The organism is Acidovorax sp. 106, from assembly GCF_003663825.1.
Taxonomy (GTDB): Bacteria; Pseudomonadota; Gammaproteobacteria; order Burkholderiales; family Burkholderiaceae_C; genus Acidovorax.
On the sequence record NZ_RCCC01000001.1, the window covers coordinates 1,818,335 to 1,843,939 of the forward strand.

Genomic DNA, 25,605 nt, shown 5'->3' on the forward strand with positions numbered 1-25,605 from the left:
GGTGCATTGAGCCAGCGGACCCATCCTGCGTGAAGCCAAACCGCCTCTCATTCGCAAGGGGGCCCTGCGCAGAAATATCCCTCCAAAAATTTTTTCCCCACCGACCTAGGGAATGCGCAAAGTGCTGCGTCTACATGAGAACACTTCTTGTTCGCAACGTTCACCATGCACTCACACCCGAGGGAATTTCCGTCCATGCGCAGCCTTGGCCTCCGCCCCGCACCCCTGGCCCTGGCGGCCTGTCTGGCCCTGAATGCTTTGGCCGCACAGGCCCAGGCTTCTGCGGCCACTCCAGCACCCGCGCCCAACGTCGCCGCCACTGCAGCCCTGCCAGTGCAGATTGCGGCGCAGCCCCTGGCCCAGGCTTTGAACGATCTGGCCCGCCAGGCGCGACTGGAACTGGTGGTGCAGCCTGCGCTGGTGCAGGGCCGCCAGGCGCCTGCGGTGCAGGGCACGTTCACGGCGCGGCAGGCGCTGGACCGGTTGCTGGCAGGCACCGGGCTGGTGGCGGTGATCGAGGGCAGCCTGGTCACGGTGCAGCGCGACCCCGCCGCCGGGGCCTCGGGTGCTGCTGCTGCGGGTGTGGCGCTGGCTGAAGTGCGCGTGCAGGCGCAGGCCGAGCGTGGCCCGCTGACGGAGCACACGGGCTCGTACACCACTGCCCAAGCTGGCACGGCCACGCCGCTGGGCCTGAGCCTGCGCGAGACGCCGCAGTCCGTCAGCGTCATCACGCGCCAGCGCATGGAAGACCAGGGGCTGACCCAACTGGCCGATGTGGCCGCACAGACCGCAGGGCTGGTGGTGAGCCAGGCGGGCAATGCGGGGTCGGACTCATCGCCCATTTACTCGCGTGGCTTTGAGGTGGACACCTACATGGTCGATGGCGTGCGCCAGCTCGACTCCAACTACAGCGCTGTCTTCCAGACCAATGACATGGCGATGTTTGACCGGGTGGAAGTGGTGCGCGGTGCCTCGGGCCTGATGAACGGGCTGGGCACACCGGGGGCCGCTATCAACTTGATCCGCAAGCGGCCCACGCAAGATTTTCAGGCCCAGGTGAAGGCCGAGGCAGGCTCTTGGAACCTGCGCCGCCTGGAGGCCGATGTGGGCGGCCCGCTGAACGAGGCGGGCACGCTGCGCGGGCGGCTGGTGGCAGCTGCGCAAGACAACGACTCGTACATCGACCGCTTGAACGAGCGCAAAAAGCTGCTGTACGGCGTGCTGGAGGCCGACCTGGCGCCCGGCACGCTGCTGCGCGCAGGGGCATCGTTGCAAAACCACGATGCCACCGGCCACGCACGCGGCGGCTTGCCCGCCTACTACGCCGATGGCACACGCACGCAGTGGAGCCGCTCGGCCTCGGCCGCGCCCAGCTGGGCGTATTCCAAGCGGCACAACAACAGCGTGTTTGCCACGCTGGAGCACCGCCTGGCGGGCGACTGGCAGCTGCGCGCTACCGCCAGCCGCACGCAAAGCCAGTACGACGAGCTGGTGGGCTATGCCAGCGGCGGCAACCCTGACCGGGCCACGGGGGCAGGCGTCAACCTCTGGGCGGGCCGCTGGGCTGCCAAGCCCACCCAAGACAATCTGGACGTGCAGGCCACCGGCACTTACCAGCTGCTGGGCCGCACGCACGATTTGGCCCTGGGCGCGCAAATGAGCCGCACCACCTTCAGCGACCCCACCTACACCAACTGGTGGCACGACAACTGGAGCAGCGCCGTGCCCAACATCAATACTTGGGACGGCAACAGCCCCGCTGCCCCGTACAACCCCAGCGTGGGCCACTACCAATCGGACGAGCGCATGAACAGCGCCTTCGCCACCACCCGCCTCAAGCCCATGGACGGCGTGGCCGTGCTGGTCGGGGCGCGTGTGACGGACTGGAGCCGCTACAAGACCGACCTCACCTACAGCACGGGCAGCATGGACCTCACCGACCGGTCCGAGTCGGGCGAGGTCACGCCCTACCTGGGGCTGGTGGTGGACCTGGGCGCGCACTGGTCGGCCTATGCCAACTACACCAGCATCTTTCAGCCGCAAAGCAACCGCACCGTGAGCGGTGCCTACCTCGACCCGCAAACGGGCGACAGCTTTGAGCTGGGGGTCAAGGGCGCGTTCTGGGGCGACAAGCTCAACCTGGGCGCCTCGGTGTACAAGGCGCGGCAGGACAACCTGGCTGTGGCCATTCCCAACGCGTTCGCGCCCGATGGCTCGCAGGCCTACGAAGCGGTGTCGGGCACCAGCACGCGCGGGGTGGAGGTGGAGGCCTCGGGCGAGTTGCGCCCCGGCTGGCAACTGGCCGCCAGCCTGGCCCGCAACATCACGCACGACCGGCTGCGCAACCGGCTGCTGACCAACGTGCCGCAAACCACGGCCAAGCTGTTCACCAGCTACCGCATCGCGGGCGTGGGCAAGGGCCTGACGGTGGGCGGCGGCCTGCGCTGGCAAAGCGAAATCTATGCAGAGAACCAGGGCCCGCTCAAGGTGCGCAACACCCAGCCCGCCTACGCTGTGGTGGACTTGATGGTGCGCTACGCCGTCACCTCCAGCGTCACGCTCACTGCCAACCTCTACAACGCGTTTGACAAGAGCTACTACACCACCACCGGCAACTCGTACTACGGTGCACCGCGCAACGTGCGCGTGGGTGTGGACGTGCGGTTCTGATGGCGCGCAGGAGCTTGACCGCCATGACCCCGTGGATCACCCGCGCCATTGCCCTCACCGCCGGATGCCTGACCCTTCTGGCACCTGTTGCAGCCCAGGCCGATGCCCTGTGGCTACAACCCCATGCCGATGGTGCGCAAGCCCTGGCAGGCACGGTGACGCAGCCCGCCCCCAGCCTGCCGCCGCTGCAAGCCGTGCGCGCTGTGCAAGGCGATGCGCAGCCGCTGCAGGCGTCGGTGCAGGCTGCTTCCATCCAGGTGCAGCGCCCCCAGGGCCGTGGCGGCGCAGCAGCGCCCGACCTGCGTCTGCAAGCGCGCCATGTCGATCCCAAGGGCGTGCTCACCTACTACCAGGCCAAGCTGGGCCGCCAGGACACCAAGGCCCAGAGCGACCTGGAACTGGTGCCCACCACCCCGGGCGGCAATGCCTTCAAGCTGGTGTGGAAGGGCCAGACCGTGCCCGCCACGCGCGTGAATGTGGACACCAGCGCGGGCTGGAGCCGCACGCTCACCCCCGCAGCCGATGGCACCGTGCAGCTGGAGACCCCGTTTGCGGGCCTGTATGTGATGGAGGTCTCGGCCCGCATCAACGGGTCGGCCATGGTGGACGGCACCAAGTACGAAGACGTGCGCCACACCGCCACGCTCAGCTTTGAGGTGGTGCGCTGATGGGTGAGCAGAGCAAGACCCGGCCCTGGGTGCGCCGCACCGTGCTGGGGCTGGCCGCCGCAGCCGTGCTGGGCAGCGCTGCCGCGTGGTGGGTGCAGCAGCCCGATGTGCTGTACGACACCATCCCTGTGGCGCGTGCCGACATCGAAGCCAACGTGGCCGCCATTGGCACGCTGCAGCCGCGCCGCTATGTGGACGTGGGCGCGCAGGTGTCGGGCCAGGTGCTGCGCCTGCTGGTGCAGCCGGGGGCCGAGGTGAAGAAGGGCCAGCTGCTGGTGGAGATTGACCCCAGCGTGCAGCAGGCCACGGTGGATGGTGGCCGCGCCGCACTGGCCGGGCTGCGCGCCCAGTTGGCCGAGCAGCAGGCCCAGCACCTGCTGGCCCAGCGCCAGCACGCCCGCCAGCAGGCGCTGCAGCCGCTGGGGGCCACCACGCTCAACGACCTGCAGGCTGCAGAGGCCACGCAGGCATCGGCCGCCGCGCGCATTGACCACCTCAAGGCGCAGATCGAGCAGACCCAGGCCAGCCTGAAGGCCGACGAGGCACGCCTGGGTTACACCCGCATCTACGCACCCATGGCGGGCACCGTGGTGGCGCTGGAGGCGCGCGAGGGCCAGACGCTGAACGCCACCTACCAGACGCCCAACATCCTGCGCATTGCCGACCTGAGCACCATGACGGTGTGGACCGAGGTATCGGAGGCCGACATCCGCCGCCTGAAGGTGGGCATGCCGGTGTACTTCACCACCCTGGGTGGCCAGGCCGATGCCACGGCCCGGCGCTGGCACAGCCGCGTGCGCCAGTTGCTGCCCGCCCCCCCCACGCCCGAGGCCAAGGCCGCTGGCGGCGCAGGGGCACAGGCGGCGGCGAGCAAGGCGGTGTCGTACACCGTGCTGTTTGATGTGGACAACGCCGACGGTGAGCTGATGCCGCAGATGACCGCGCAGACCAGCTTCATTACCGCCCAGGCGCAGGGCGTGCTGGCCGTGCCGCTGGCCGCGCTGCAGCCCTTGCCTGCACGGGCTTCGCCCGCCAGCACACCGCCTGCGCCTGATGCCTCCACACCCGAGGCCCCCACGCACAGCGCCCGCGTGCTGCTCGCTGATGGGCAGGTGGAAACCCGCCAGGTGCGGGTGGCCGTGAAGAACCGCCACCTGGCCGAGGTGCGCAGCGGCCTGCAAGAGGGCGAGCGGCTGGTGACGGGCGAGCGCCCGGCGCGCAGCGGGCCGCAAAGGTTCAAGCTGTGAGTGGGCCCGTGGATGCCACCCACAGCGCCGCCCCGCTGATCGAGCTGCGCAGCGTGCGCCGCCGCTACGGCGGGGGCGAGCAGCCCGAGGTGGAGGTGCTGCGCGGCGTGTCGCTGCGCATCCACGCGGGCGAGTTCGTGGCCATCGTGGGGGCGTCGGGCTCGGGCAAGTCCACGCTCATGAACCTGCTGGGCTGCCTGGATAGGCCCAGCAGCGGCCAGTACCTGTTCCAGGGGCAGGACGTGGCGGGCCTGGGCCCCGACGAATTGGCCTGGCTGCGGCGCGAGGCGTTTGGCTTTGTCTTCCAGGGCTACCACCTCATCCGCTCGGAATCGGCCCGCGAAAACGTGGAAGTGCCCGCCGTCTATGCGGGGCTGCCGCGCAGCGAGCGGGCCGAACGCGCCAGTGCGCTACTCACCCGCCTGGGCCTGGCAGGCAAGCAGCACCTGCGGCCCACGCAGCTCTCGGGCGGGCAGCAGCAGCGGGTGTCGATTGCGCGGGCACTGATGAACGGCGGGCGCATCATCCTGGCCGACGAGCCCACGGGCGCGCTGGACACCCACAGCGGCGCCGAGGTGATGGCGCTGCTGCACGAGCTGGCCGATGCAGGCCACACCATCGTGCTCATCACCCACGACCGCGAGGTGGCCGCGCAGGCGCGCCGCGTCATCGAGATCCGCGACGGGCAGATCGTGGCCGACAGCGGTGCGCCTGCACCAGTGCTGGGGTTTGAAGCCAAATTGGCCTCTGGCGCTCAAGAAATAAGCGCTGGCAGCTATCAAAATAATAGTGAATCGGCCAGGGCAGGCGCGCTGTGGGCCGAGCTGGCAGAGGCCGCCCGCGGCGCCTGGCGCGGCATGCGCATTCACCGCACGCGGACGGCGCTCACGCTGCTGGGCATCGTCATCGGGGTGGCGTCCGTCATTGTGATGATGGCGGTAGGCGAGGGCGCCAAGCAGCGCGTGGTGGAGCAGATGGGCGCCATGGGCACCACCATCATGTACCTGGGGGCCACCCACCCGCGCGAAGGCGGGCCCATGGGCGAGATCACCGCACAAGACCTGGAGGCGCTGGCGCAGTTGCCCGACATCGGCGCCGTCATGCCCGTCATTGGCGACCCCACGCCCGTGCGCTATGCCAATGTGGAGCGCCAGCTGTACGTGTTTGCCGCCAGCGAAGACATGCCCCGCGTGCACCACTGGCCGGTGGCCCAGGGCCGCTACTACACCGCCGCCGAAGACCGCGACATGGCACCGCTGGTGGTGCTGGGGCACAAGGCCAGTGGGCAGTTCTTCCCCGACACACCCAGCCCGCTGGGCCGCCACCTGCTCATCGGCAATGCGCCGTTTGAGGTGATTGGGGTGATGGCCGAGCGCGGTGCCGACTCGGGCGCAGAGAGCTACGACGACATGGTGTTCATCCCCTTCCAGTCGGGCCGCGCCCGCGTGTACCGCGCCCAGACGCAACCCGACTACACCGTGGTGGCCGCTGCATCGGTGGCCCAGGTGCAGGCGGCCGAGCAGGCCATGCGCAGCCTGCTGCTGCAGCGCCACGGACGCGAGGACTTTGCCATTGGCAACCCCGCCGCCAAGCTGCAGGCCGAGGCGCAGACGCGCAACGCCATGACGCTGATGCTGGGGCTGATTGCCGCCGTATCGCTGGTGGTGGGCGGCATTGGTGTGATGAACGTGATGCTGATGACCGTGCGCGAACGCACGCGCGAAATCGGCATCCGCATGGCCACGGGTGCGCGCCAGGGCGACATCCTGCGGCAGTTTTTGACCGAGGCGGTGCTTGTGACGCTGGTGGGCGGTGCGTCGGGCGTGGCCATCGGGCTGGTGGTGGGCGCTGCGCTCATGGTGGCGGGTGTGCCCGCCATCTTTTCTGTCACGGCCATGGCGGGCGCGTTTGCCTGCGCCGTGGCCACGGGCCTGGTGTTTGGCTACATGCCTGCCCGCCGCGCCGCCGCGCTGGACCCGGTGGTGGCCCTGGCATCGGAGTAGCCGCTTGTCGCAACACAGCGTTTTGCAGCACCTGCGCCGCGCCGGCCTGCGGCCCACCGTGGCGCGCATTGCCATCTTGCAGGTGGTGCAGGCCGCGCCAGCGCCCGGCATCGACGCAGACGATGCCTATCTGCGCTTGCTCGAGCGTGGCACGCGCGCCAGCCTCAGCACGGTGTACCGCACCTTCGCCCAGTTGCAATCCGCCGGGTTGCTGCAGGCGGTGTCGGCACCGCCGCCGCAGGGGGCATTGGCAGCCGGGCGTGTGCGCACCCTGTACCGATGGGGCGGGGCTTGCAGTGGCCCCCGCCGACCGGCCAGCACATCCATAAAAAGGCCGCCCCATGTGTGACACATTGCCCGCCAGTTTCTGCGGCGGGCCCAGGCGAGAACCGGGGCCACAGCCCAAGAGCGTTCCAAGGTCGATATGAAAACAGTTGCTTACAACGCTGACGTAAGCCTTGCGGCGGTGGGGCGCAGGCTGTTGGAATGCGGTTGAAACTGGTGCGTCAGCGCAACGTTATGCTCTGTTGCAGCGACGCCAGCAGCCCGTTTGCCAATCAGCCCCTTCAGCTTGCGCAACAATGTGCGGATACCGCCCGCCATGAACGACACGCGCTCCCCGTTTCCAGAATCAGAGGTCACCTCCAGCGAATTGGAGCGCCTGCGTGCCGCAGTGCACCGGGCCGAACAGGCAGAGCGCTTGCAGCGTGCGCTGTTTGCGATCTCCGAGCTGTCCAGCTCCGACCTGGAAATGCCCCACATGCTGCAGCAGTTGCACGCCATCGTGGGCTCACTCATGTACGCACGCAACCTGTTCATGGCGCTGTACGACGAAGGCAGCGACAGCCTGGACTTCATCTACATGGTGGACGAAGCCACCCCAGACCTGCACCAGAGCGGCCAGCGCATTGCCATGGCCGATTACGCCCAGGCCCTGACCTGGTACCTGGTACGCGACGGTCTGCCCCGGCGCGGCTCCATGCAGGCCCTGGCGCAGCAGGTGCCCGGCCCCTTGCGGGCACGGGGCGCCAATGCGCAGGACTGGCTGGGCGTGCCCCTGCGCGAGGGTAGCCATGTGCGCGGCGCCCTGGTGGTGCAAAGCTACGACGAACCCAACCGCTACGGCCCCGAGGAGCAAGCGCTGCTGGAGTTTGTGGCCAGCCACCTGCTCACCGCCGTGCAGCGCAAGCAAACCCAGCAATCGCTGGAGCAGGCCGTGCTGGTGGGTACCGCAGAGTTGGCCCGTGCCAACCAGGCCCTGGTGGCCGAGGTGGCCCGCCGCCAGCGCGGCGAGCGGCTGCAAGCCGCCCTCTACCGCATTGCCGAGCGTGCCAACGACATGGGCAGCATGGATGACTTCTACCGCGCTGTGCATGACATCGTGGGCGACCTCATCAATGCCCGCAACTGCTACATCGCTCTGGTGTCGGAGGACGGGCAGGCGCTGCACTTTCCTTACTACGTGGACGAGCAGGGCGGCAAAGGCGTCACCCGGCGCATGGGCCGGGGCCTGACCGAATACGTGCTGCGCACGCGCAAACCGCTGCTCGTGAGCCGGGCCGAGGCCGATGAACTCATCGCCCAGGGCATCTTCCAGACGGCGGGGCCGCGTGCCGACTCTTGGCTGGGCGTGCCGCTGGTGTGCGATGGGCGGGCACTGGGCGTGATTGCCGTGCAAAGCTACCTGGCCGATGTCGCGTACTCCGACCGCGACCGCCTGCTGCTGAGCTTTGTATCGCACCAGATCGCCAGCAGCCTGGTGCGCCGGCGCACCACCGAATCGCTGCAGCGGGCCAATGCCGAGCTCGCGCAGCGGGTGGCCGAGCGCACCGGCCAACTGCAAGAGCAGATCGCCGTGCGCGAGCGGGTCGAGGCCCAGCTGCAGCACCAGGGGCTGCACGATGCGCTCACCGGCCTGCCCAACCGCAGCTACCTGCTCGAGCGCCTGACCTGGCTGCAGGCGCGGCTGCAGCGCCACAGCCTGCGCCGCTTTGCGGTGATGTTTGTGGACGTGGACCGTTTCAAACTCATCAACGAAAGCATGGGCCACGAGGCGGGCGACGCCGTGCTGCGGGAGATCGGCAAGCGCCTGCAGGCGACCTTGGGCGACTCCGACATGATTGCCCGCGTGGGCGGCGATGAGTTTGCTGTGCTGGTCAACGATGCCCACACCCTGGAAGCCGCAGTGCGCCTGGCGCGGCGCATGCTGCAGACCCTGGACGAACCCATGGTGATCGAAGGCAATCAGCTGTTTGCCTCCGTCAGCATTGGCATCATGCTGTGCGACCAACCCACTGCGGCCGCCACCGATTTGCTGCGCAACGCCGACACGGCCATGTACCGCGCCAAGGTCAATGGCCGGCGCCGGTTTGAGCTGTACGACGCGCACCTGCACAGCGATGCCCTGCGCGTGCTGACCCTGGAGAACGCACTGTGGTCGGCCCTCAAGCAACACCAGTTTGTGCCGCACTTCCAGCCCATCGTGTCGCTCAAAGACGGACAGGTGTTGGGCTATGAGGCCCTGGTGCGCTGGCAGCACCCCACCGAAGGCCTGCTGGCCCCAGCCGACTTTTTGCAGGTGGCCGAAGACAGCGGCAGCATGGAGGCCATCGACTGGCAGATTTTTGCCGCCGCCAGCCAGGCCATTGCCGTCCAGAGAGACTTCACCGGCTACCTGGGCCTGAACGTGGCGCCGCGCCACTTTCGCAACCCACAGTTTTGCCAGCAACTGCTGGACATGCTCAAAGCGGCGGGCCTGCCGCCCTCGCGCCTGTGCCTGGAGATCACCGAAGGCGCACTCATCGACGACCCCGAGCGCACCTGCGACCTGCTCAACGAGCTGCGCAGCCACGGCATGTCGTTGGCGCTGGACGACTTCGGCACGGGCTACTCGTCGCTCGGTTACCTGCACCGCTTTCCACTGCTCACGCTCAAGATCGACCGCAGCTTTGTCGCCCCTTTGACGGCCACCCCGCCCGCCAGCGACAGCGCCAGCGCCGCCGTGGTGCGCGCCGTGGTGGCTCTGGCAGGCTCGCTGGGCCTGAGCGTGGTGGCCGAAGGCATCGAAACCCAGGCCCAGGCCGACGCCCTGTGCGCCCTGGGCTGCCACCTGGGGCAGGGCTTCTTGTTTGCCACGCCAGGGCCGTTGCCTGCTCCCTGAGCCCGTTGGCTTGCGGATGGGGCAGACCCACCGGGGCCCTCGGCACTTGCAAAACCGTTCATGCTGAGCTTGTCGAAGCGCAGCACCAGGCTTCGACAAGCTCAGCCCGAACGGTTTAGTGGCTATGAAGCGAAGACAAACCCGCTTCCTTGGGTTTGCATGAATCCCCCGAGCAGTCCACGCTGAGCCTCTCGAAGCGCTGCGCAAGGGCTTTGCCAGGCTCAGTCCGAAAGGTTCTCGTTCATCACCGCTGCCCCAAAAACTGCCCCGGAGGCTGCCCGACTGACTTGCGCACCATCGCGCTGAAAGCACTCGGGCTGTAGCCCAGCTCCGCCGCAATCTGGCCCATGGGCATGCGGCCCGCCGCCAGCGACACCGCCTTGGCCAAGATCACCTGCTGGCGCCACTGCGTGAAGGTGCTGCCCAGCTCGGTGCGAAACAGCCGCGCCACGGTGCGCAGGCTGGCGCCGGTGTCTTGTGCCCAGGCTTCCAGCGTGGTGTGGCGGGTGGGGTCGGCCAGCACCGCCTCACACAGTTGGCGCAGGCGCTTGTCGTGCGGCAGGTCCACGCCCAGGCGCACCGGGGCCGCGCGGGCCAGTTCGTCGCACAGCAGGGCGCTCAGGTGCTGCTCGCGCCGCAGTGTGGCCGCATCGGGCGCGGGGCCATCGTCAGGGGTGGTGGGCATCTCGCGTACCACGGCGCGCAGCAGGTCGGATGCCTCTAGCACCCGGCACTGGCGCCACGCTGCCTGCCCGTGCGGCGCAGTGCGCTCGCCCAAGGCCGCTGGGCCGCAGCGCCCGCGCGGCTGGTGAAAGTACAGCGTGCGCATCTCGGCGTCTTCCACCATGGTCACGGCATGCTCCATGCCCGGTGGTATCCACAGCGCGCGCGATGGCGGCACGATGTAAGTGCCCCGGTCCACCGTGAGCTGGATCACCCCGGTGGTGGAGATGGCCACTTGCGCCCACGGATGGCTGTGCGGCATCACCCGCGTGTCGGCCCTCAGCTGGCGCACCTTGGCGCGCACCGGGCGCTGGGCCGTGGGCACAAACAGGTGCGGAGTCATCGAATCCACATACGACACAGGGCGCCTGGTGCGTGGAGCTTGCGTGGGGCCAGCAGCCGGTGGCGGTGCAGGTACGGGTGCAGGTGCAGCAACGGCCTCTATGGACGGCATTGGCATATTGGCGATAGAAGTTGACCGACTATCGTAAACCTGCCGCGCCCCGCTTGCCTAAGATCAAGCCCATGACCACCGCTACCTCCAGCAAATCCTCCCCAGCAAGCCCTGCAAGCCCCGGCACAGCCAACGCCGTGCCGCTGCGGCAAGACGCCCGCACCATCGGCCTCGTCGGGCTGGCCCACGGCAGCTCGCACTTCTTTCACATGCTGCTGCCGCCGCTGTTCCCCTGGCTCATTGCAGAGTTCGGCTTCAGCTACTCTGAGCTGGGCTTGCTGGTGTCGGTGTTCTTCGTCATCTCGGGCGTGGGGCAGGCGCTGTCGGGCTTTCTGGTCGATCGCATCGGCGCGCGGCCCATCATGTTCTTTGCGCTGTCCAGCTTTGCAGCCGCAGGGCTGGTGGCGGGCACGGCCCAGGGCTATGTGGGGTTGGTGGTTGCAGCGGCCTTGGCCGGGCTGGGCAATGCGCCCTTCCACCCGGTGGACTTCACCATCTTGAACAAGCGCGTGTCCCCCCAGCGCCTGGGCCACGGGTTTGCCGTGCACGGCATCAGCGGCAACCTGGGCTGGGCCACGGCGCCGGTGTTCATGGCGGGCATTGCCACGGCCACCGGCTCGTGGCGCACAGCCAGCCTCAGCGGCGCCGCAATCGCACTGCTGGTGCTGGCCATCATGGTCATCCACCGTGATGCGCTGGACGACCGCAAGGGCGAGTGGGCGCACCATGCCAAGGGCGCGGGCGCCCAGGCCGCCAAGGCGGAACACCCCATGGCTTTTCTGAAGCTGCCCTCGGTGTGGCTGTGCTTCTCGTTCTTTTTCTGGAGCACCTGCGCGCTCAGCGCCATCCAAAGCTTTGCCAGCCCCGCGCTGCAGTCCATGTACGGCTTGCCCCTGAGCCTGACGGCCATGGTGGTCACCGGCTACATGCTGTGCGGCGCGGGTGGCATGGTGGTGGGCGGCTTTCTGGTGGGCCGCGTTCAGCGGCTGGAGAAGGTCATCTCGGTCTGCCTGCTCGGCTCTGCCTTGCTGCTGGCGCTGGTGGGCACAGGGCTGTTGCCCGGCATCGCCGCACTGGTGGTGGCCTCCATCGCTGGCCTGGGCACCGGCCTGGCCGGCCCCTCGCGCGACATGCTCATCAAACGCGCCGCCCCGCCCGGTGCCACCGGCCGCGTCTACGGCACTGTGTACTCGGGCCTGGACCTCGGCTTTTGCCTGTCCGCCCCCGTGTTCGGCGCCATGCTTGACCATGGCATGACCTCGGGCATCTTCTTTGGCTCTGCCGCTACGCTGGCGCTGAGCGTGGTGTCTGCGGCGTTGGTGGGGGTGGGGCTGGCAGCACGCTTGGCGCGGCCTGCGGCGGTGGCGGCGGGGTGATGGTGTGATTGGGGGGCTTGGTTTAGACCCCTTCCTGCACCTTCGCTGGTGAAGTGCTCGCTGTATCCAGCAGGCCGATTTTGGGCAGGAGCAGCCGGTCACTGCAAGCGAAAGTTGACGTCCTCTCTATGGGCGGGTTAGGCGTCTGTGTCATCTCGGAACAATTGCTCAAGGCGTCTTGGATAGTTGTTGAGAAAGTCTCGGGTCACAGCCAAGTGCTCCGTGTCTTCAAAAGCGACCTCGCTGATGCCGGACTTATCGAACTGAATGATCTTCGCGTTTGGATAAGAAAGCAGTATGGGCGAGTGAGTTGCGATGATGAACTGCGAGTGATCTTCTACAAGCTGGTGGATTGCGCTGAGTGCGGCAAGCTGCCGACTGGGGGATAGGGCGGCTTCGGGTTCATCTAGAAGGTAGATGCCGTTGCCACGCAGTTTGTTTAGAAGCACTGCCATGAATGACTCGCCATGAGACTGGGTGTGCAGGGACTTCCCACCATAGCCTTCTAGGTAGCCTATTTCATCCATGTAGCTTGCGACATTGAAGAAACTTTCAGCTCGAAGAAAGTACTCATCACGCGGCTTCGGCACGCCACGCGCAAGGCGTAGGCTGTCGTGAAGCTCAGATAGTGAGCCTGCTGATTGGAAGCGCACATTCTTTGTGCCGCCTTCAGCTCCGAAGCCGAGTGCGATGGCGATGCCTTCCATGACCGTCGATTTGCCAGAGCCGTTCTCTCCGACGAAGAAGGTGACGTTTGGATGGAAGTCGATATTTCCGATCTCGCGGACAGCGGGAATGCTGAACGGATAGCTCTCGTAGTCGACATCTGCATCCGGGCGGATTGACGCGTGAAGCAGATAGGGCTTGGTACGTTTCGCCATGCTGGTCGGAAGCCTAACGTTGGCGCTGTCCGGCAGGCACCAACTGCGGCGAAGCCGCCTCCTGATGGTGACTGTCCGTGACGAGCAACCAGTTATGTTCTTGTAAAGGCAAGGATCGCATGAATTCTTTCTTGAATGCAGCGCCATGGGTCCGGTTGATCGGAAACCATGAACACCGCGCCAATTTCATTCGATGGATTCAATTCGCAATAGTGTTGCCATGCCTTGTCGTAGGCATTCCTACGCAGGCGACCAACAAGCGGGCGGAACTGTCGAATGGCGGCGTCGTGAGAGACGTATGCCTCTCGAAGAAATGCACTGGCGTCAGGTCTTTCGTGGTCGGAGCCATGAAGCCTGCACTGTTCGAGAAAAGCGAGCGCGGGATTGAAAGTGGCTCGAAGGCTATCGGACGCGATGCGCAGTCTAGTTCTGTTTTCGCGGGCGATAGCGAGGAGATGCGGGACAAACAAAGTGGCGATACTGCCAGCGATAGCAAGCAACCACAGGTCAACAGCAGAGAGAGTGAAGTCGAAGATATTCATCCCGGATTCAAAGCGCTGATTATTGGGATCGTGATGGGGGCTTTCATGTCTTTGTTTTCAGTGCCAAAAAATACCGCGCTGGCATCGCATGAACATAACGTAATTTAGACCGCAAAACCTGCGGGATAAACTGGAACATGCAGGATATTCTGGACACTGATCCCTCCTGGAAGTGGCTTGCAGTTTGGGCTTGCGGTCAGTGCGCTGCTCAAAAGCACAGGTATAAAATTTTTGACAAACCCGGTAAGCATCAACGCAGCAAACTATAGCTTGCCAGTAAGCAGGTACTGGACACTTAAACAGCGAGGTTTGGACAGCAGGCTAGCGGGTAGTGATTCAGCGGCAGCTTTGGGGTAATTGGGTCCAACGGCTGCTTCTGGCCCAAAGCTCACGTTCTGAACGTGAGCTCATGAATTTGCAGCAGGTGGTGCTTCGTCCCCCGACATTCAACCCTCACCAATCTTCCCCCAATAAAAAAGGGCCTCATCCGAGGCCCTTGCATCCCATCAATTCTCGTCCCGCGCCCGTGATTCACGCGCCTTGCGGGCCCAGTAGCGGGACTTGGCGGCGTCGCGGGGCACGCCTTCGCCCTTGGCGTACATGACCGACAGGTTTTGCTGGGCATCGGCGTCGCCTTGTTCGGCGGCCTTGGTGTACCAGTGCACAGCCTGCTTCTTGTCTTGCGCTACGCCTTCGCCGTCGTCATAAGACACGGCCAGGTTGAATTGCGCGCGCGAGTGGCCTTGGGCTGCGGCTTTGCGGTACCAGGTGACGGCCTGCTTGTGGTCTTGTTCGACGCCTTCGCCGTCGTCGTAGGCCACGCCCAGGTTGTATTGGGCGTCAGAGTCGCCCTGGTCTGCGGCCTTGCGGTACCACTGGGCAGCGATCTTGTGATCCTTGGCCACGCCTTCGCCCTTGTCGTACGAGACGCCCAGGTTGTACTGGGCCTTGGCCAGCCCTTGGTTGGCGGCCTTGGTGTACCAGAAGACGGCTTGTTTGTAGTCTTGTGGCACGCCTTCGCCGTCGTCGTAGGACACGGCCAAGTGGTATTGCGCATCCGCGTGGCCCTGGTCTGCAGCCTTGCGGTACAGGGCTGCGGCCTTGACGTGGTCTACCGGCACAGCGCGGCCAAAGTCGTACATCAGGCCCAGGTGGAACTGCGCTTCGGCGTCGCCCGCTTGGGCGGCAGGTTGCAGCTCTTTCAGGGCCTGGGTGAACTGGCCCTTGTCGTAGGCGCGCACGCCCTCGGCGGTGCCCGCCCAGGCCGCGTTGGCGAGCAGTGCGGTGCCCAGGCAGGCGGCGGTGATCCAGCGAGACATGCGTGCGATGCGTGATGGGGGGTGTGTCATGGTGGTGGGCGGCGGGGCGCTCCTCGCGCGGCCGCATGGTGGGTTGTAAACAGGTGGGTGAGAGTTTGCCTGCGTTGGCTGCCTGTATCACCCAGGTTGCCAATGGTTACATGCCGTCGGTGTGCAGTTTTTGGCAGGGCGAGCCTGTGGTGCGAGTGGATTTGCGCAGGGGCTCCGTCGCCAGTCCGCTGGGGTGCATTGACGCTGCCCATGGCCCTCCTTACGATGGCCTGTTTGAGAGCGGCTCACCAAACTCCCCTGGCGTCGTTGTTCCGTCTTGTCGTACCTCGCGTACTGCCTGCGACGCAACGCCTAGCCAGGGCCGCTTCGCTGAGTTGTGTGAGCCGCTCTTCGTGCCCATACAGGAGCCGCCACTGTGCCCACCCTTTCACGTCATGCGCGATGCATGAGCCGTCTTGCAGTCGCCGCACTGGCGTTGGCTTTGGGGGCCTGCGCGTCGCCGCCCCCGCAGGATCGGGCCAATGCACCAGAGGGTACCCCCACACCCACGGTATGTCCCAAAGCCGTGGCGTCGATCGCCCGCTGCTTTTCTGGGCATGACTCTGCCGGTGCCTACTATCTCATCGCGATGCCTACGCAGTGGAACGGGCACCTGGTGCTGCACGCCCATGGCGGCCCGGCGCTGGGGACGCCTAAGCCGGAACGGTCGGTAGAAGACCTGGAGCGCTGGGCCATCATGGTCAAGGCAGGCTATGCGTGGGCGGGCAGCACTTTTCGCCAGGGCGGGGTGGCCGTGCGCGCCGCTGCGCAAGACACAGAGCGCCTGCGCCAGATCTTTGTGACCCAGGTGGCTCGGCCCCAGTACACCATCTTGCACGGGCAGTCCTGGGGGGCGAGCGTGGCGGTGCGGGCGGCTGAGATGTTCACCGCCACGGCCGACGGCAAGCGCCCCTACGACGCCGTGTTGCTCACCAGCGGCGTGCTGGCCGGGGGCTCGCGCTCGTACGACTTTCGCACCGACCTGCGCGTGGTGTACCAGTACCTCTGTGGCAACCACCCCCGCCCCACAGAGGCCGACTACCCGCTCAACATTGGCCTGCCCGCCGATGCCCACATGACCCAGGCCGACCTACAGGCGCGCGTCAACGAGTGCCTGGGGCTGGACAAGCCGCAGGCCGAGCGCACCCCTGAGCAGCAGCGCAAGGTGAAGCTCATCACCGATGTCATTCGCATCCCGGCCAGCTCCATCCACAGCCACCTGAGTTGGGCCACCTTCCACTACCGCGATGTGGTGCTGCACCGCACGGGCGGCGCTAGCCCGTTTGGCAACCAGGGCGTGCGTTACAGCGGCTCGGGCGATGCGGCTGTGGACGCTGCCCTGAACGCGGGCGTGCAGCGCTTTCGCGCCGACCCCGCCGCACTGGCCCGCTTTGCGCAAGACACCGACCCCACCGGCCGCATCCCGGTGCCGGTGCTCACCGTCAAAGGCGTGAACGACCCGACTGCGTTTGTCGAGCTGGACTCGGTGTTCAAAGCCACCATGGACCGCGCGGGCACCAGCGGGCATCTGGTGCAAACCTTCACCCAGCACAGTGGCCACAGCTACCTGAGCCATCCCACCTATCCCACCCTGATGGCGGCGTTGCTGCGCTGGGTGAACGATGGCACCCAGCCCACCCCCGCCAGCATTGCCCGCCAGTGCCCCGCCTTGGAGGCCCGCTTTGGCAAGGGCTGCGCGTTTTTGCCCGACTACCGCCCCGCCGCGTTGAACACCCGCGTGCCAGACCGCGAACGGCCTTGAGAGTGGGGTGTGGCTGGGGGTGAGCGTGGGGCGGGGTGGAATGCCCCCGCCGCCTAGTCGTAGTGCATCACGCTGAACGTGACCCTGCGTGAAGCGCCATCGGTGCGCGCAGTGGCTTGGGCGTGCACCACGTGCCGCAGCACCACCACCTCGGTGCGCTGCGGGTTGGCGTATTCCCAGTCTTGCAGCGTGGCGGTGCCGGTGGCCTCATGCTGGAACGGCCCGGTGGGTTGCAGGCCCTTGGTCTGCAGATAGGCCTGCAGGCGGGCCAAGGTGGCGCTGGCTTGCTCGGGTGGCACCTGCAGCGTCACCATGCTCACCGGTGGCTTGGGGCCGTCGCCAGTGGATCCGTAGTATTGCGGCGCATCCCCATCCGCTGGCAGGGGCACGCCCCGCACCAGGGACGACAGGCCCAGGTAATAGTCCAGCGACCCCGGCTCAGGGTGGTAGTCCTCATGCGACAACACCCACAGCATGCCCAGCGGCCATGCCAGCAGCGCCAGCAGCAAGGCCGCGCCACCACAACGAGAGACAGTCAGCCAGCGCATACGGGTTTTAATAAAAATGGCCGCCAGAGCTTACAGTAAAAGCGCTGGCAGCTATTGAATTTATAGCATTTGTTCGGCGCACCCACGCCTGCACACCGATCGCCAGGGGCTGCAAGAGTGCAATCCCCCAAGGGCGTGGCACGCGATGTGCTGCACAGTACCCGGCACCGCCGTTCGCCGCACCACCAGCGGTGCATCTTGCATTCATCCAGGGAGTTTTTGACATGCCACTGCAGCGTTCTCTGATTGCCGTCGTCACCACCACTGCCATTGCCGCACTGGGGCTGTGCGCCACCCCCAGCGTCTGGGCCAAGCCGTTCAAATGGGCGGGTTCCAGCGACGTCCAGACTATGGACATCCACTCGCAAAACAGCGCCCTGGGTAATGGCATCCACGCGGCGGTGTACGAGTCGTTGGTCATGTTCAACAGCCGCACCCTCAAGATCGAGCCCGTGCTCGCGCTGTCGTGGAAAGAAGTCACACCCACGCAAGTGCGCTTCAAGCTGCGCCAGCGCGTGAAGTTCAGCGACGGCTCGGCCCTTACCGCCGAAGACGTGGTCTATTCGCTGCAACGCGCCATGGGCAAAACCTCCACCTATGCCATCTACACCCAGGGCATGGACCGCGTCGCCAAGGTCGATGCCGACACCATCGACATCTTCTTGAAAAACCCCAACCCCGTGCTGCTCAACCAGTTGACCGAGCTGCGCGTGATGAGCCGGGCCTGGGCCGAAAAGCACCAGTCGCTGGAGCCTAAGGACATCAAGAGCAAAGAAGAGACGTACTCGCACCGCAACGCCATGGGCACCGGGCCCTTCACCCTCAAGGAATGGGTGCCCGACCAGCGCATCGTCTTCACCACCAACCCCCACTGGTGGGGCACCGGCAAGGCCGAAGGCAACGTCACCGAAATCACCTACACCCCCATCAAATCCGAAGCCACGCGCATTGCCGCGCTGCTCTCGGGCGAGGTGGACATGGTGCGCGACACCAGCATCCAGGACCTGGCCCGCGTCAAGGCCCACCCGAACCTCAAAGTCATGGAGATGGTGGAAAACCGCACCGTGTACCTGGCCATGGACCAGTTCCGCGACGAGCTGCCCGGCAGCAACATCAAGGGCAAAAACCCGCTCAAAGACCTGCGCGTGCGCAAAGCCCTGTACCAGGCCATCGACAGCGCCACGTTGCAGCGCGTGACCATGCGCGGCATGGCCAAGCCCACGGGGGCCATCGTCTCGCCCCTGGTCAACGGCTGGGCTGAAGCCGTGGACAAGCGCCTGCCCTTTGATGCCGCCGCCGCCAAAGACCTGCTGGCCCAGGCGGGCTACAAAGACGGCTTTGAGGTGGACTTTGCCTGCAGCAACAACGCCATCGTGCAAGACGAGGAGCTGTGCCAGGCCATCACCTCCATGTGGGCGCGCGTGGGCGTCAAGGCCAAGCTGCGCACACTGCCCGCCGTCACCTACTACCCCATGGCGCAGCGGCACGAGGCCAGCATTGCCATGCTCAGCTGGGGCGTGCCCACGTTTGACGCGCTCTACACCCTGCAGTCCCTCGCCCGCACCAAAACCACCGGGGGCGACGGCAACTACAACCTGGGCCGCTACAGCAACGAGCGCATGGACTACATCGTGGACCGCGTGAAGACCGAAACCGACCTGCCCGTGCGCAACCGCCTGCTCACCGAAGGCCTGCAACTGCACAACGACACCATTGCCCACATCCCGCTGCACCACCAGATGCTGGCCTGGGCCATGAAGAAAAACATCGAACTGGTGCAGCGCACCGACAACCGCATCGACTGGCGGCTGATCAAGGTGAATTGAGGCCCGGGCGCCGCAGCATGCGAAACTGGCGCGGCGCAGGCCAGTGTCCCCGCGCAAGGGCCGCGCCGCCGCGCCGGGGACGCCCCCCTCCCGCAGGAGAGGGGGGAGGCGCCAAAGGCGACTCAGGGGGTGTATTCATTTCATCGGCTGCAGCATGATGATGGCCATGCCCGCCAGCGCCACCAGCACCCCGGCCACATCCCACGCCGTGGGCCGGATGCCATCCACCGCCCACAGCCAGGCCAGCGCCACGCCAATGTAGACACCCCCATACGCAGCGTAAACCCGCCCAGCGTCCGCCGTGTCGTGCAGCGTCAGCAACCACGCAAACAGCGCCAGGCTGGCCGCCGCAGGCACCAGCAGCCACGCCGGCTTGCCCTGCTTGAGCCACAGCCAGGGCAGGTAGCAGCCAACGATTTCGGCCAAGGCGGTGAGGGTGAAGAGCAGCAGGGTTTTCATGCAGTGATCGGGAGGGGGCGATTCTGGCGGGTGGCGTTCATTGAGCGGATGCCGTGGCGGCCAGCCACTCGCGCAGTGCCAGCTCGCCCTTGGGGGTGAACTGCACCACCCGCGAGGGCGTGTCCCCTGCGGCTTGCGCCCGGCGGGCCCAGCCGCCCTCCAGCAAGCGTTGCAGCAAGGCGGCCCCCAGCGCACCGCCCAGGTGGTGGCGGCGCTCGCTCCAGTCCAGGCACGGGCGGCACAGCATGCGCCGCTGTTGCTGCAGGGCCGCCGTATCAATGCCCACCTGGGTGAACCAGGCCGTGCCTGCAGGCGTCAGGGCCACGCCATCTGGCGCAGGCTGCAGCAGCCCTTGGCGCACCAGCGCTTCGTACAGTTGCACACCCACCTCGCCCGCCAGATGGTCGTAGCACATGCGGGCGCGGCGCAGGGCGGGCTCGCGGGGGCTGGAGCGCACACGCACCGCGCCAGAGCGGAAGGCCACATTCATCAGCGACTCCAGCAGTTGCGCTACATCGGCATTGGCCAGTCGAAAGTAACGATGGCGGCCTTGCTGTTCGACCGCCAGAAGCCCGGCATCCAGCAGCTTGGCCAGGTGGGCGCTGATGGTCTGCTTGGTCACGCCCGCCACGGCGGCCAGCTCGGTGGCGGTGAGTGCGCGGTCGCTCATCAGCGCCGTGAGCACATCGGCCCGCGCGGTGTCTCCGATCAGCGCGGCAATGCGCGCAATGTGGGGTCCATCTTTCATGGTTCGATCTTCAGCGAACCATCCATGCCCGTCAACCGCCTATCGTGCGGGGCCTACCCACTTCAGAGTTTGTCCACCATGATCACCTGCTTCATCCGTTACGAAATCGACCCCTTCCAGCGCGAGGCGTTTGCCGAGTACGCCCGCCGGTGGGGGCAGATCATCCCCCGCTGCGGCGGCCACCTGCTGGGCTACTTTGTGCCGCACGAGGGCAGCAACTGCGAGGCCTGGGGCTTGATCGGCTTTGACTCGCTGGCCGCGTACGAGGCCTACCGCGCCCGCCTGCGGGCCGACCCCGAGGGGCAAGCGAACTTCGCCATGGCCCAGCAACAGCGCTTCATCCTGCGCGAAGAGCGCAGCTTCCCCCTGGTGGTGGAAGGTACCTTCAGCCTGCCCCCTCATGCCAGGGGGGAAGGAGCCCACGCATGATGGCCGTGATCTTTGAGGTGCAACCCGCCCCTGGCCAACAGGATGCATACCTGCAAGCCGCCGCCGCGTTGCGCCCGCTGCTGGAGGCGGTGGAGGGTTTCATCTCCATCGAGCGCTTTGAAAGCCTGAGCGAGCCAGGCCGTTTGCTCTCGCTGTCCTTCTGGCGCGATGAAGCCGCTGTGGCCCGCTGGCGCCAGATGGACGCACACCGCCTCACCCAGCAGCTAGGCCGTGCTCACATCTTCAGTGACTACCGCTTGCGTGTGGCCGCGGTGGTGCGGGACTATGGCATGCATGACAGGCAACAGGTGCCCCCTGATTCTCAGCGTCGTCACGACGAGGACAGAAGGTAAGCGGGCTTGTGTGCTGTTCTGGGTCTATAGACCCAGAACAGGCATTTCCAGTTCAGCGCTGGCAACGCAAAAGGGCGCCGATGAGGGCGCCCTTCAAACAGGCATCTAGTCTTCAGGCTGGCTTATTTGGAAGCGCTGACGGCTGCAGGTTCCGTTGGCTTTGCTGGAGTGCCTTCCTTTTCATTGGACCGATCAAACACCAGAGCTTTACCGAAAACTAACTGTACCCATGTGGGATATGTGTAAGCCGTTCCCTTGTTATGGTCGATGATGGCGCCCACACCGCCGCCCAGGATGATATTGCCGAACATGCCGCCGTTGGCACGCGAGATGCCGCGTGCGGTTGCGTCGGGGTTGTCCGGGTGTTTACACACAATGTCCAGATCTTTGCTGGAACGTCGCACGGGCGCTGTATCTCCAGACTTCATTGTGCTGCTGCCATAGTCATTCGACAGCTTGCATTCAGCGCCTGCTACGGCTTGACCTTGTGGTGTCAGCGTTTCTACTTTGATAGGGTGACTCGTGTCGTTCACAACCGATGCACAACCCGTTAGCACCAACATTGCGCTCGCAAGCGCTACTTTCCCCTGCATAACCCACCCCTCATGTGTGAAAGATTGTAAATTGAGGAGGTAATGTAGCCGCAAATTTGTCACCGCAAGACCAGTTGGGGATGCGCTAGAAACGCAGTGAGAACCGACGTTGTTTCCAGTTTGCGCCTAGCCTGAGACGAACTGCCCGCTGGTGTGTGTGTGTGGTGCGAGAACGCTGCAATATGACTTATTTCACTGGCTTTCCGCGGCCGAAGCAGCGGCGTCGGCGCGTTGCGCCGCTTGCGCAAGGCCTGCCTTGATTTGCTCCGCCTGCGCCGCCGCTTGCTTTGCCTGCTCAGCTTGCAGCTTGGTGGTGGTCACTGCCGTGGTAGCTACATCTGCGCCGCAGCCGGTCAGCGCGATGCACGCCAGCCCAAGGAAAACGCTGCGTTGCCAGTTCATGGGGATCATGGGTTGCTCCTGAAAATGGGTGTGGGACATAGAGTGGCCGACAAAACTCTGCTACTGGCCCTCCTGCGTGGAAATCAATACCCAGTTCACTTCTTGGCGAGAAAGTACGCCACCAGCGCACTCGCATGCCCGTGGCCTATTTGGTGTTGCTCTTTCAGCAGTGCCACGTACTCCATATGCTTGCGCTCGCCCGCATTGCTCAGAACATCCAGCCAGTGGGCAATCGGTTTGCCGTAAGTCTTCTCAATGGACGGAAAGTACGAGGCTGGTCCTTTGGTTTTCTCCGTTGCCATGCTGACTCCTTCAGTGGTTTGAGACCTGTGCTTGATCGGCTGCGCACACGGCACATCGTGACGGAAAGTCTCCAGCGACGCCATCTCCGAGACGCCGATCATGGCTGCGCCAACCCATTCAATCGCTTTCGGTGTGTATCTCATGTCCGCCCTGGCAAGCCATGCTGAAAAACGGCAACAGACGTACGACGGTATGGCTCAGCGCCTTATTCGAGGCGCCGCCGTGGTTGTCGAGCAGCGCGATCAGTTCGTGCAACAACGCATTCGCTTGTGCTGGTGGGATGACCGGATCGTCGTAGTACACCTTCCACAGTGCTGACAGCGCTGGGAAGCGCTGCGCATCTGCCTGTACCAGTGTGAACATGAACTCCTCGTGGAGCTCGATGGCCGCGTGCTCGCCGTTGGCGTACATGTCAAAAGACATGGCTTTGGAGGGCTGTAGCCGCGCAGTTGCCGTCGTCCGCATGGCCGACGAGGAAGTAAGGGATGCCGCTGGCTTTCACTTCATCCACTGCCTCAAGCAGGCTGTTGCCCAGGTGGCTGATGTACAGGCAAGCGGCTCGGCAGTTGGGGCTGCTCAATTGCACTTGAGTGACCTATACGAAGCAGGCTACGTGACCGTCTTGCAGTGGCCATTCTGTGTTGCCAGAAAGGCCAGCAGGTCTGCAGGGGTGTAGTCGGCCGCAACATGGTGATGCCAGAAGCGGATGGACAGGTCGCTAAATGTCATGGGTGTTTGCCCAGCGGTCGTCTGAACTGCCTGGTCGTTCAGCGAGATGTAGTCTTGCGAGTGCGTCGATGTTGGTGTTTGATGCGTGGCGGCAGCGCGCAAGCGCAATGTCTCCTGCAGGCTGGCCGCTTCCGCGCGGATAGCGTCAAAAGGGTCGTTTTTCAGAATGGTCAGTAGATCGTCGATTCGGGTCCCGTGCGGGCTTGGGCCTGTGGCTTCTACGGCCTGCAGTGTCGCCCATCGGCAGATGCCCTGAGGGGCCTCGGCAAGCCACTGGATGCGTCGCCAGTGGGCTTCTTCGTCGTCTTTCAACCAGCGGATCTCGAACATGAGTTGGGGCGTCAGCAGCGGGTCTATGTCGCGCCGCTCTTCTAGGATGCGGATGAGGCGCTCGGCGTTTTCGGGATAGCCTAACTTTCCAAAGGTATAGGCCGCCTGCGAGCGAAGATGAAAAGAGGGCGCGCGCAGGCCGCAGTCAAGCGCATCGAACAGGCCCGAGCCTGGAAGTTGTTCACGAAATGTCTGCGTGATCTCTGGCCGAAAGAGACCGATGGAAACGTCACGGACGAAGAGGGCGGCGTCATTGAAGCTTTCGGTCGCCAGGGTCCGCACAAGACGCACTGCGGTACCCACAAGCCTTGCCGCGCCGTAGCGGGCAATGGCTGCTTCGATATAGGCTTCGTCCTCAATGTGGTCCAGGTAGGAAGCAATGACGGTTTCGGGTGTGGTCATGGTGTGTGTCCTGCAGGGGACGAGCCCACGGCTACAGGGACGGGAGAACTGGGTCGGTGCACTCTTCAGCCCACTTGTGCTACCTGAATGGCAGAAAGATGGCCTTTTCGCCTGATGGTATTGCGTTGGTAGCTATAAATAAAATAGCACTCACATCGCAAAAATCTTCCCAGGATTCAGGATGTTCTTCGGGTCCAGCGCACGCTTGATGGCGCGCATCATGTCCACCGCGCCCGTGCCTGTTTCGTCCAGCAAAAAGCCCATCTTGTGTATGCCCACGCCGTGCTCACCCGTGCAGGTGCCGCCCATGCTCAGGGCCCGGGCGACCAGGGTGTGGTTCATGGCCTCGGCCTGGGTGCGTTCTTCGGCGCTGTTCGGGTCGATGAGGTAGCCGAAGTGGAAGTTGCCGTCGCCCACGTGGCCGACGAGGAAGTAGGGGATGCCACTGGCTTCCACTTCGTCCACCGATTCGAGCAGGCAGTCGGCCAGGCGGCTGATGGGCACGCAGGTGTCGGTGCTGATGGCGCGGCAGCCCGGGCGGCTTTGCACGGCGGCGAAGTAGGCGTTGTGCCGCGCAGTCCACAGGCGGGTGCGCTCTTCGGGCGTGCTGGCCCATTCAAAGGCCTGGCCGCCGAATTCGTTGGCGATGTCCTGCACCACCTCAGCCTGCTCCTTCACGCTGGCGGGCGAGCCGTGGAACTCCATCAGCAGCATGGGCTCTTCGCGCAGGCCCAGCTTGCTGTGGGCGTTGACCATGCGCACGGTGTGGCGGTCGATCAGCTCCACGCGGGCAATGGGCACGCCCAGTTGGATGGTCTGGATGGTGGTGCGCACGGCCGCTTCGATGCTGGGGAAGGAGCAGATGGCAGCGCTCACGGCCTCGGGCAGAGGGTACAGGCGCACGGTGATCTCGGTCATGATGCCCAGCGTGCCTTCGCTGCCCACCATGAGGCGGGTGAGGTCGTAGCCCGCGCTGCTCTTTTTGGCGCGGGTGCCGGTGTGAATGACTTCGCCGCTGGCGGTGACCACTTCCAGCGCCAGCACGTTCTCGCGCATGGTGCCGTAGCGTACGGCGTTGGTGCCGCTGGCGCGGGTGGCGCACATGCCGCCAATGCTGGCGTCGGCACCGGGGTCGATGGGGAAGAACAGGCCCGTGTCCTTGATGGCCTCGTTCAAGGCCTTGCGCGTGATGCCGGGCTGCACGGTCACCGTGAGGTCTTCGGCGTGGATGCTCAGCACGCGGTTCATGCGGCTTACGTCGATGCTGATGCCGCCTTGCACGGCCAGCAAGTGGCCTTCTAGGGAGGAGCCTGCGCCGTAGGCAATCACGGGCACGTCGTGGTCGCTGGCCAGTTTGACGGCGTCTGCCACGTCCTGGGTGCTTTCCGCAAACACCACGGCGCTGGGGGGCGGCGCCTGCAGCGAGCCCTCGTCGCGCCCATGCTGCTCGCGCACGGCCTGGGCCAGCGAGCATTGCGCGCCAAAGCGGGCTTGCAGGGCGTCGATGAGTGCCTGGGGCACATCGCGCAGGGCAATGGCGGGCAGCAGGTGGGCGGCAGCGGTGGGGGCGTTCATGGGCGGGTCTCCTGGGTGGGCCAAAAAGAATACCACCGGCGCCCGCCGCCTGCCACCGATGGCTTGGGTGGCT

General features: G+C 65.4%; 25 protein-coding genes. 12 read left to right on the forward strand and 13 right to left on the reverse strand.

What is annotated here, in order from left to right; translation table 11 throughout:
* Positions 1-195: 195 nt before the first annotated feature.
* The 6 genes from C8C98_RS08070 (at position 196) to C8C98_RS08095 (ending at position 9,748) form a co-directional block, all read left to right on the forward strand.
* Positions 196-2,670 carry a TonB-dependent receptor gene (locus C8C98_RS08070; protein ID WP_121453837.1) on the forward strand — a complete coding sequence of 825 codons (2,475 nt, stop codon included), beginning with the start codon at positions 196-198 and terminating at the stop codon, positions 2,668-2,670.
* Between the two features lie 23 nt (positions 2,671-2,693).
* The gene (locus C8C98_RS08075; RefSeq protein ID WP_121453838.1) at positions 2,694-3,338 is read left to right on the forward strand and encodes a hypothetical protein; all 645 of its coding nucleotides are present in this window, start codon (positions 2,694-2,696) and stop codon (positions 3,336-3,338) included.
* Positions 3,338-4,585, forward strand: a complete 1,248-nt coding sequence (locus C8C98_RS08080; RefSeq protein ID WP_121453839.1) for an efflux RND transporter periplasmic adaptor subunit — start codon at positions 3,338-3,340, stop codon at positions 4,583-4,585. The genes C8C98_RS08075 and C8C98_RS08080 overlap by 1 nt, the downstream gene beginning before the upstream one ends.
* Before the next feature lie 8 nt (positions 4,586-4,593).
* Positions 4,594-6,588: a MacB family efflux pump subunit gene (locus C8C98_RS08085; RefSeq protein ID WP_121453840.1), complete on the forward strand. Its 1,995-nt coding sequence runs from the start codon at positions 4,594-4,596 to the stop codon at positions 6,586-6,588.
* A 4-nt stretch (positions 6,589-6,592) separates the two neighbouring features.
* On the forward strand, positions 6,593-6,937 hold the full coding sequence (locus tag C8C98_RS08090; protein WP_158600148.1) for a Fur family transcriptional regulator: 345 nt from the start codon (positions 6,593-6,595) through the stop codon (positions 6,935-6,937).
* A gap of 252 nt (positions 6,938-7,189) precedes the next feature.
* Positions 7,190-9,748, forward strand: coding sequence for an EAL domain-containing protein (locus C8C98_RS08095; protein ID WP_121453842.1), 2,559 nt, complete (start codon positions 7,190-7,192; stop codon positions 9,746-9,748).
* A 244-nt stretch (positions 9,749-9,992) separates the two neighbouring features.
* Here C8C98_RS08095 and C8C98_RS08100 read toward each other — a convergent pair whose 3' ends face one another.
* Positions 9,993-10,931, reverse strand: a complete 939-nt coding sequence (locus tag C8C98_RS08100; RefSeq protein WP_370450363.1) for a helix-turn-helix domain-containing protein — start codon at positions 10,929-10,931, stop codon at positions 9,993-9,995.
* 65 nt (positions 10,932-10,996) lie between these two features.
* Between C8C98_RS08100 and C8C98_RS08105 the strand changes: the two genes are divergently transcribed.
* A complete protein-coding gene (locus C8C98_RS08105; protein WP_121453844.1) occupies positions 10,997-12,301 on the forward strand; it encodes an MFS transporter in 1,305 nt (434 codons plus the stop codon).
* 137 nt (positions 12,302-12,438) lie between these two features.
* Here C8C98_RS08105 and C8C98_RS08110 read toward each other — a convergent pair whose 3' ends face one another.
* Positions 12,439-13,182, reverse strand: coding sequence for an AAA family ATPase (locus C8C98_RS08110; protein ID WP_121453845.1), 744 nt, complete (start codon positions 13,180-13,182; stop codon positions 12,439-12,441).
* A 119-nt stretch (positions 13,183-13,301) separates the two neighbouring features.
* Between C8C98_RS08110 and C8C98_RS08115 the strand changes: the two genes are divergently transcribed.
* Entirely contained in the window at positions 13,302-13,832 is a 531-nt protein-coding gene (locus tag C8C98_RS08115) for a hypothetical protein (protein ID WP_147436344.1), read from the forward strand.
* Positions 13,833-14,230: 398 nt separating this feature from the next.
* Here the strand turns inward: C8C98_RS08115 and C8C98_RS08120 are convergent, their stop codons facing one another.
* On the reverse strand, positions 14,231-15,043 hold the full coding sequence (locus C8C98_RS08120) for a tetratricopeptide repeat protein (protein WP_121453847.1): 813 nt from the start codon (positions 15,041-15,043) through the stop codon (positions 14,231-14,233).
* 436 nt (positions 15,044-15,479) lie between these two features.
* Between C8C98_RS08120 and C8C98_RS08125 the strand changes: the two genes are divergently transcribed.
* A complete protein-coding gene (locus C8C98_RS08125) occupies positions 15,480-16,835 on the forward strand; it encodes a hypothetical protein (protein ID WP_121453848.1) in 1,356 nt (451 codons plus the stop codon).
* Positions 16,836-16,888: 53 nt separating this feature from the next.
* Here the strand turns inward: C8C98_RS08125 and C8C98_RS08130 are convergent, their stop codons facing one another.
* On the reverse strand, positions 16,889-17,383 hold the full coding sequence (locus C8C98_RS08130; RefSeq protein ID WP_121453849.1) for a hypothetical protein: 495 nt from the start codon (positions 17,381-17,383) through the stop codon (positions 16,889-16,891).
* Positions 17,384-17,607: 224 nt separating this feature from the next.
* Between C8C98_RS08130 and C8C98_RS08135 the strand changes: the two genes are divergently transcribed.
* Positions 17,608-19,209, forward strand: a complete 1,602-nt coding sequence (locus C8C98_RS08135; protein WP_121453850.1) for an ABC transporter substrate-binding protein — start codon at positions 17,608-17,610, stop codon at positions 19,207-19,209.
* A gap of 135 nt (positions 19,210-19,344) precedes the next feature.
* Here C8C98_RS08135 and C8C98_RS08140 read toward each other — a convergent pair whose 3' ends face one another.
* Positions 19,345-19,668, reverse strand: a complete 324-nt coding sequence (locus C8C98_RS08140) for a YnfA family protein (protein WP_121453851.1) — start codon at positions 19,666-19,668, stop codon at positions 19,345-19,347.
* Positions 19,669-19,705: 37 nt separating this feature from the next.
* On the reverse strand, positions 19,706-20,416 hold the full coding sequence (locus C8C98_RS08145) for a helix-turn-helix transcriptional regulator (protein WP_121453852.1): 711 nt from the start codon (positions 20,414-20,416) through the stop codon (positions 19,706-19,708).
* 78 nt (positions 20,417-20,494) lie between these two features.
* Between C8C98_RS08145 and C8C98_RS08150 the strand changes: the two genes are divergently transcribed.
* On the forward strand, positions 20,495-20,845 hold the full coding sequence (locus C8C98_RS08150) for an NIPSNAP family protein (RefSeq protein ID WP_121453853.1): 351 nt from the start codon (positions 20,495-20,497) through the stop codon (positions 20,843-20,845).
* A complete protein-coding gene (locus C8C98_RS08155) occupies positions 20,842-21,198 on the forward strand; it encodes an antibiotic biosynthesis monooxygenase (RefSeq protein WP_121453854.1) in 357 nt (118 codons plus the stop codon). The genes C8C98_RS08150 and C8C98_RS08155 overlap by 4 nt, the downstream gene beginning before the upstream one ends.
* A 122-nt stretch (positions 21,199-21,320) precedes the next feature.
* Here the strand turns inward: C8C98_RS08155 and C8C98_RS08160 are convergent, their stop codons facing one another.
* The 7 genes from C8C98_RS08160 to C8C98_RS08185 form a co-directional block, all read right to left on the reverse strand.
* Entirely contained in the window at positions 21,321-21,791 is a 471-nt protein-coding gene (locus C8C98_RS08160; protein WP_121453855.1) for a hypothetical protein, read from the reverse strand.
* 192 nt (positions 21,792-21,983) lie between these two features.
* Entirely contained in the window at positions 21,984-22,202 is a 219-nt protein-coding gene (locus C8C98_RS08165) for a hypothetical protein (RefSeq protein WP_147436345.1), read from the reverse strand.
* A gap of 86 nt (positions 22,203-22,288) precedes the next feature.
* Complete coding sequence (locus C8C98_RS08170) at positions 22,289-22,495, reverse strand: DUF4287 domain-containing protein (RefSeq protein ID WP_121456134.1); 207 nt, start codon at positions 22,493-22,495, stop codon at positions 22,289-22,291.
* A 118-nt stretch (positions 22,496-22,613) separates the two neighbouring features.
* The gene (locus C8C98_RS08175; protein WP_147436346.1) at positions 22,614-22,919 is read right to left on the reverse strand and encodes a hypothetical protein; all 306 of its coding nucleotides are present in this window, start codon (positions 22,917-22,919) and stop codon (positions 22,614-22,616) included.
* A complete protein-coding gene (locus tag C8C98_RS21770; protein WP_158600149.1) occupies positions 22,909-23,082 on the reverse strand; it encodes a hypothetical protein in 174 nt (57 codons plus the stop codon). Before C8C98_RS21770 ends, C8C98_RS08175 begins: the two co-directional genes overlap by 11 nt.
* 23 nt (positions 23,083-23,105) lie before the next feature.
* Positions 23,106-23,957: a hypothetical protein gene (locus C8C98_RS08180; RefSeq protein WP_121453858.1), complete on the reverse strand. Its 852-nt coding sequence runs from the start codon at positions 23,955-23,957 to the stop codon at positions 23,106-23,108.
* Between the two features lie 150 nt (positions 23,958-24,107).
* Positions 24,108-25,532 carry an FAD-binding oxidoreductase gene (locus C8C98_RS08185; RefSeq protein WP_121453859.1) on the reverse strand — a complete coding sequence of 475 codons (1,425 nt, stop codon included), beginning with the start codon at positions 25,530-25,532 and terminating at the stop codon, positions 24,108-24,110.
* Positions 25,533-25,605: the final 73 nt, after the last annotated feature.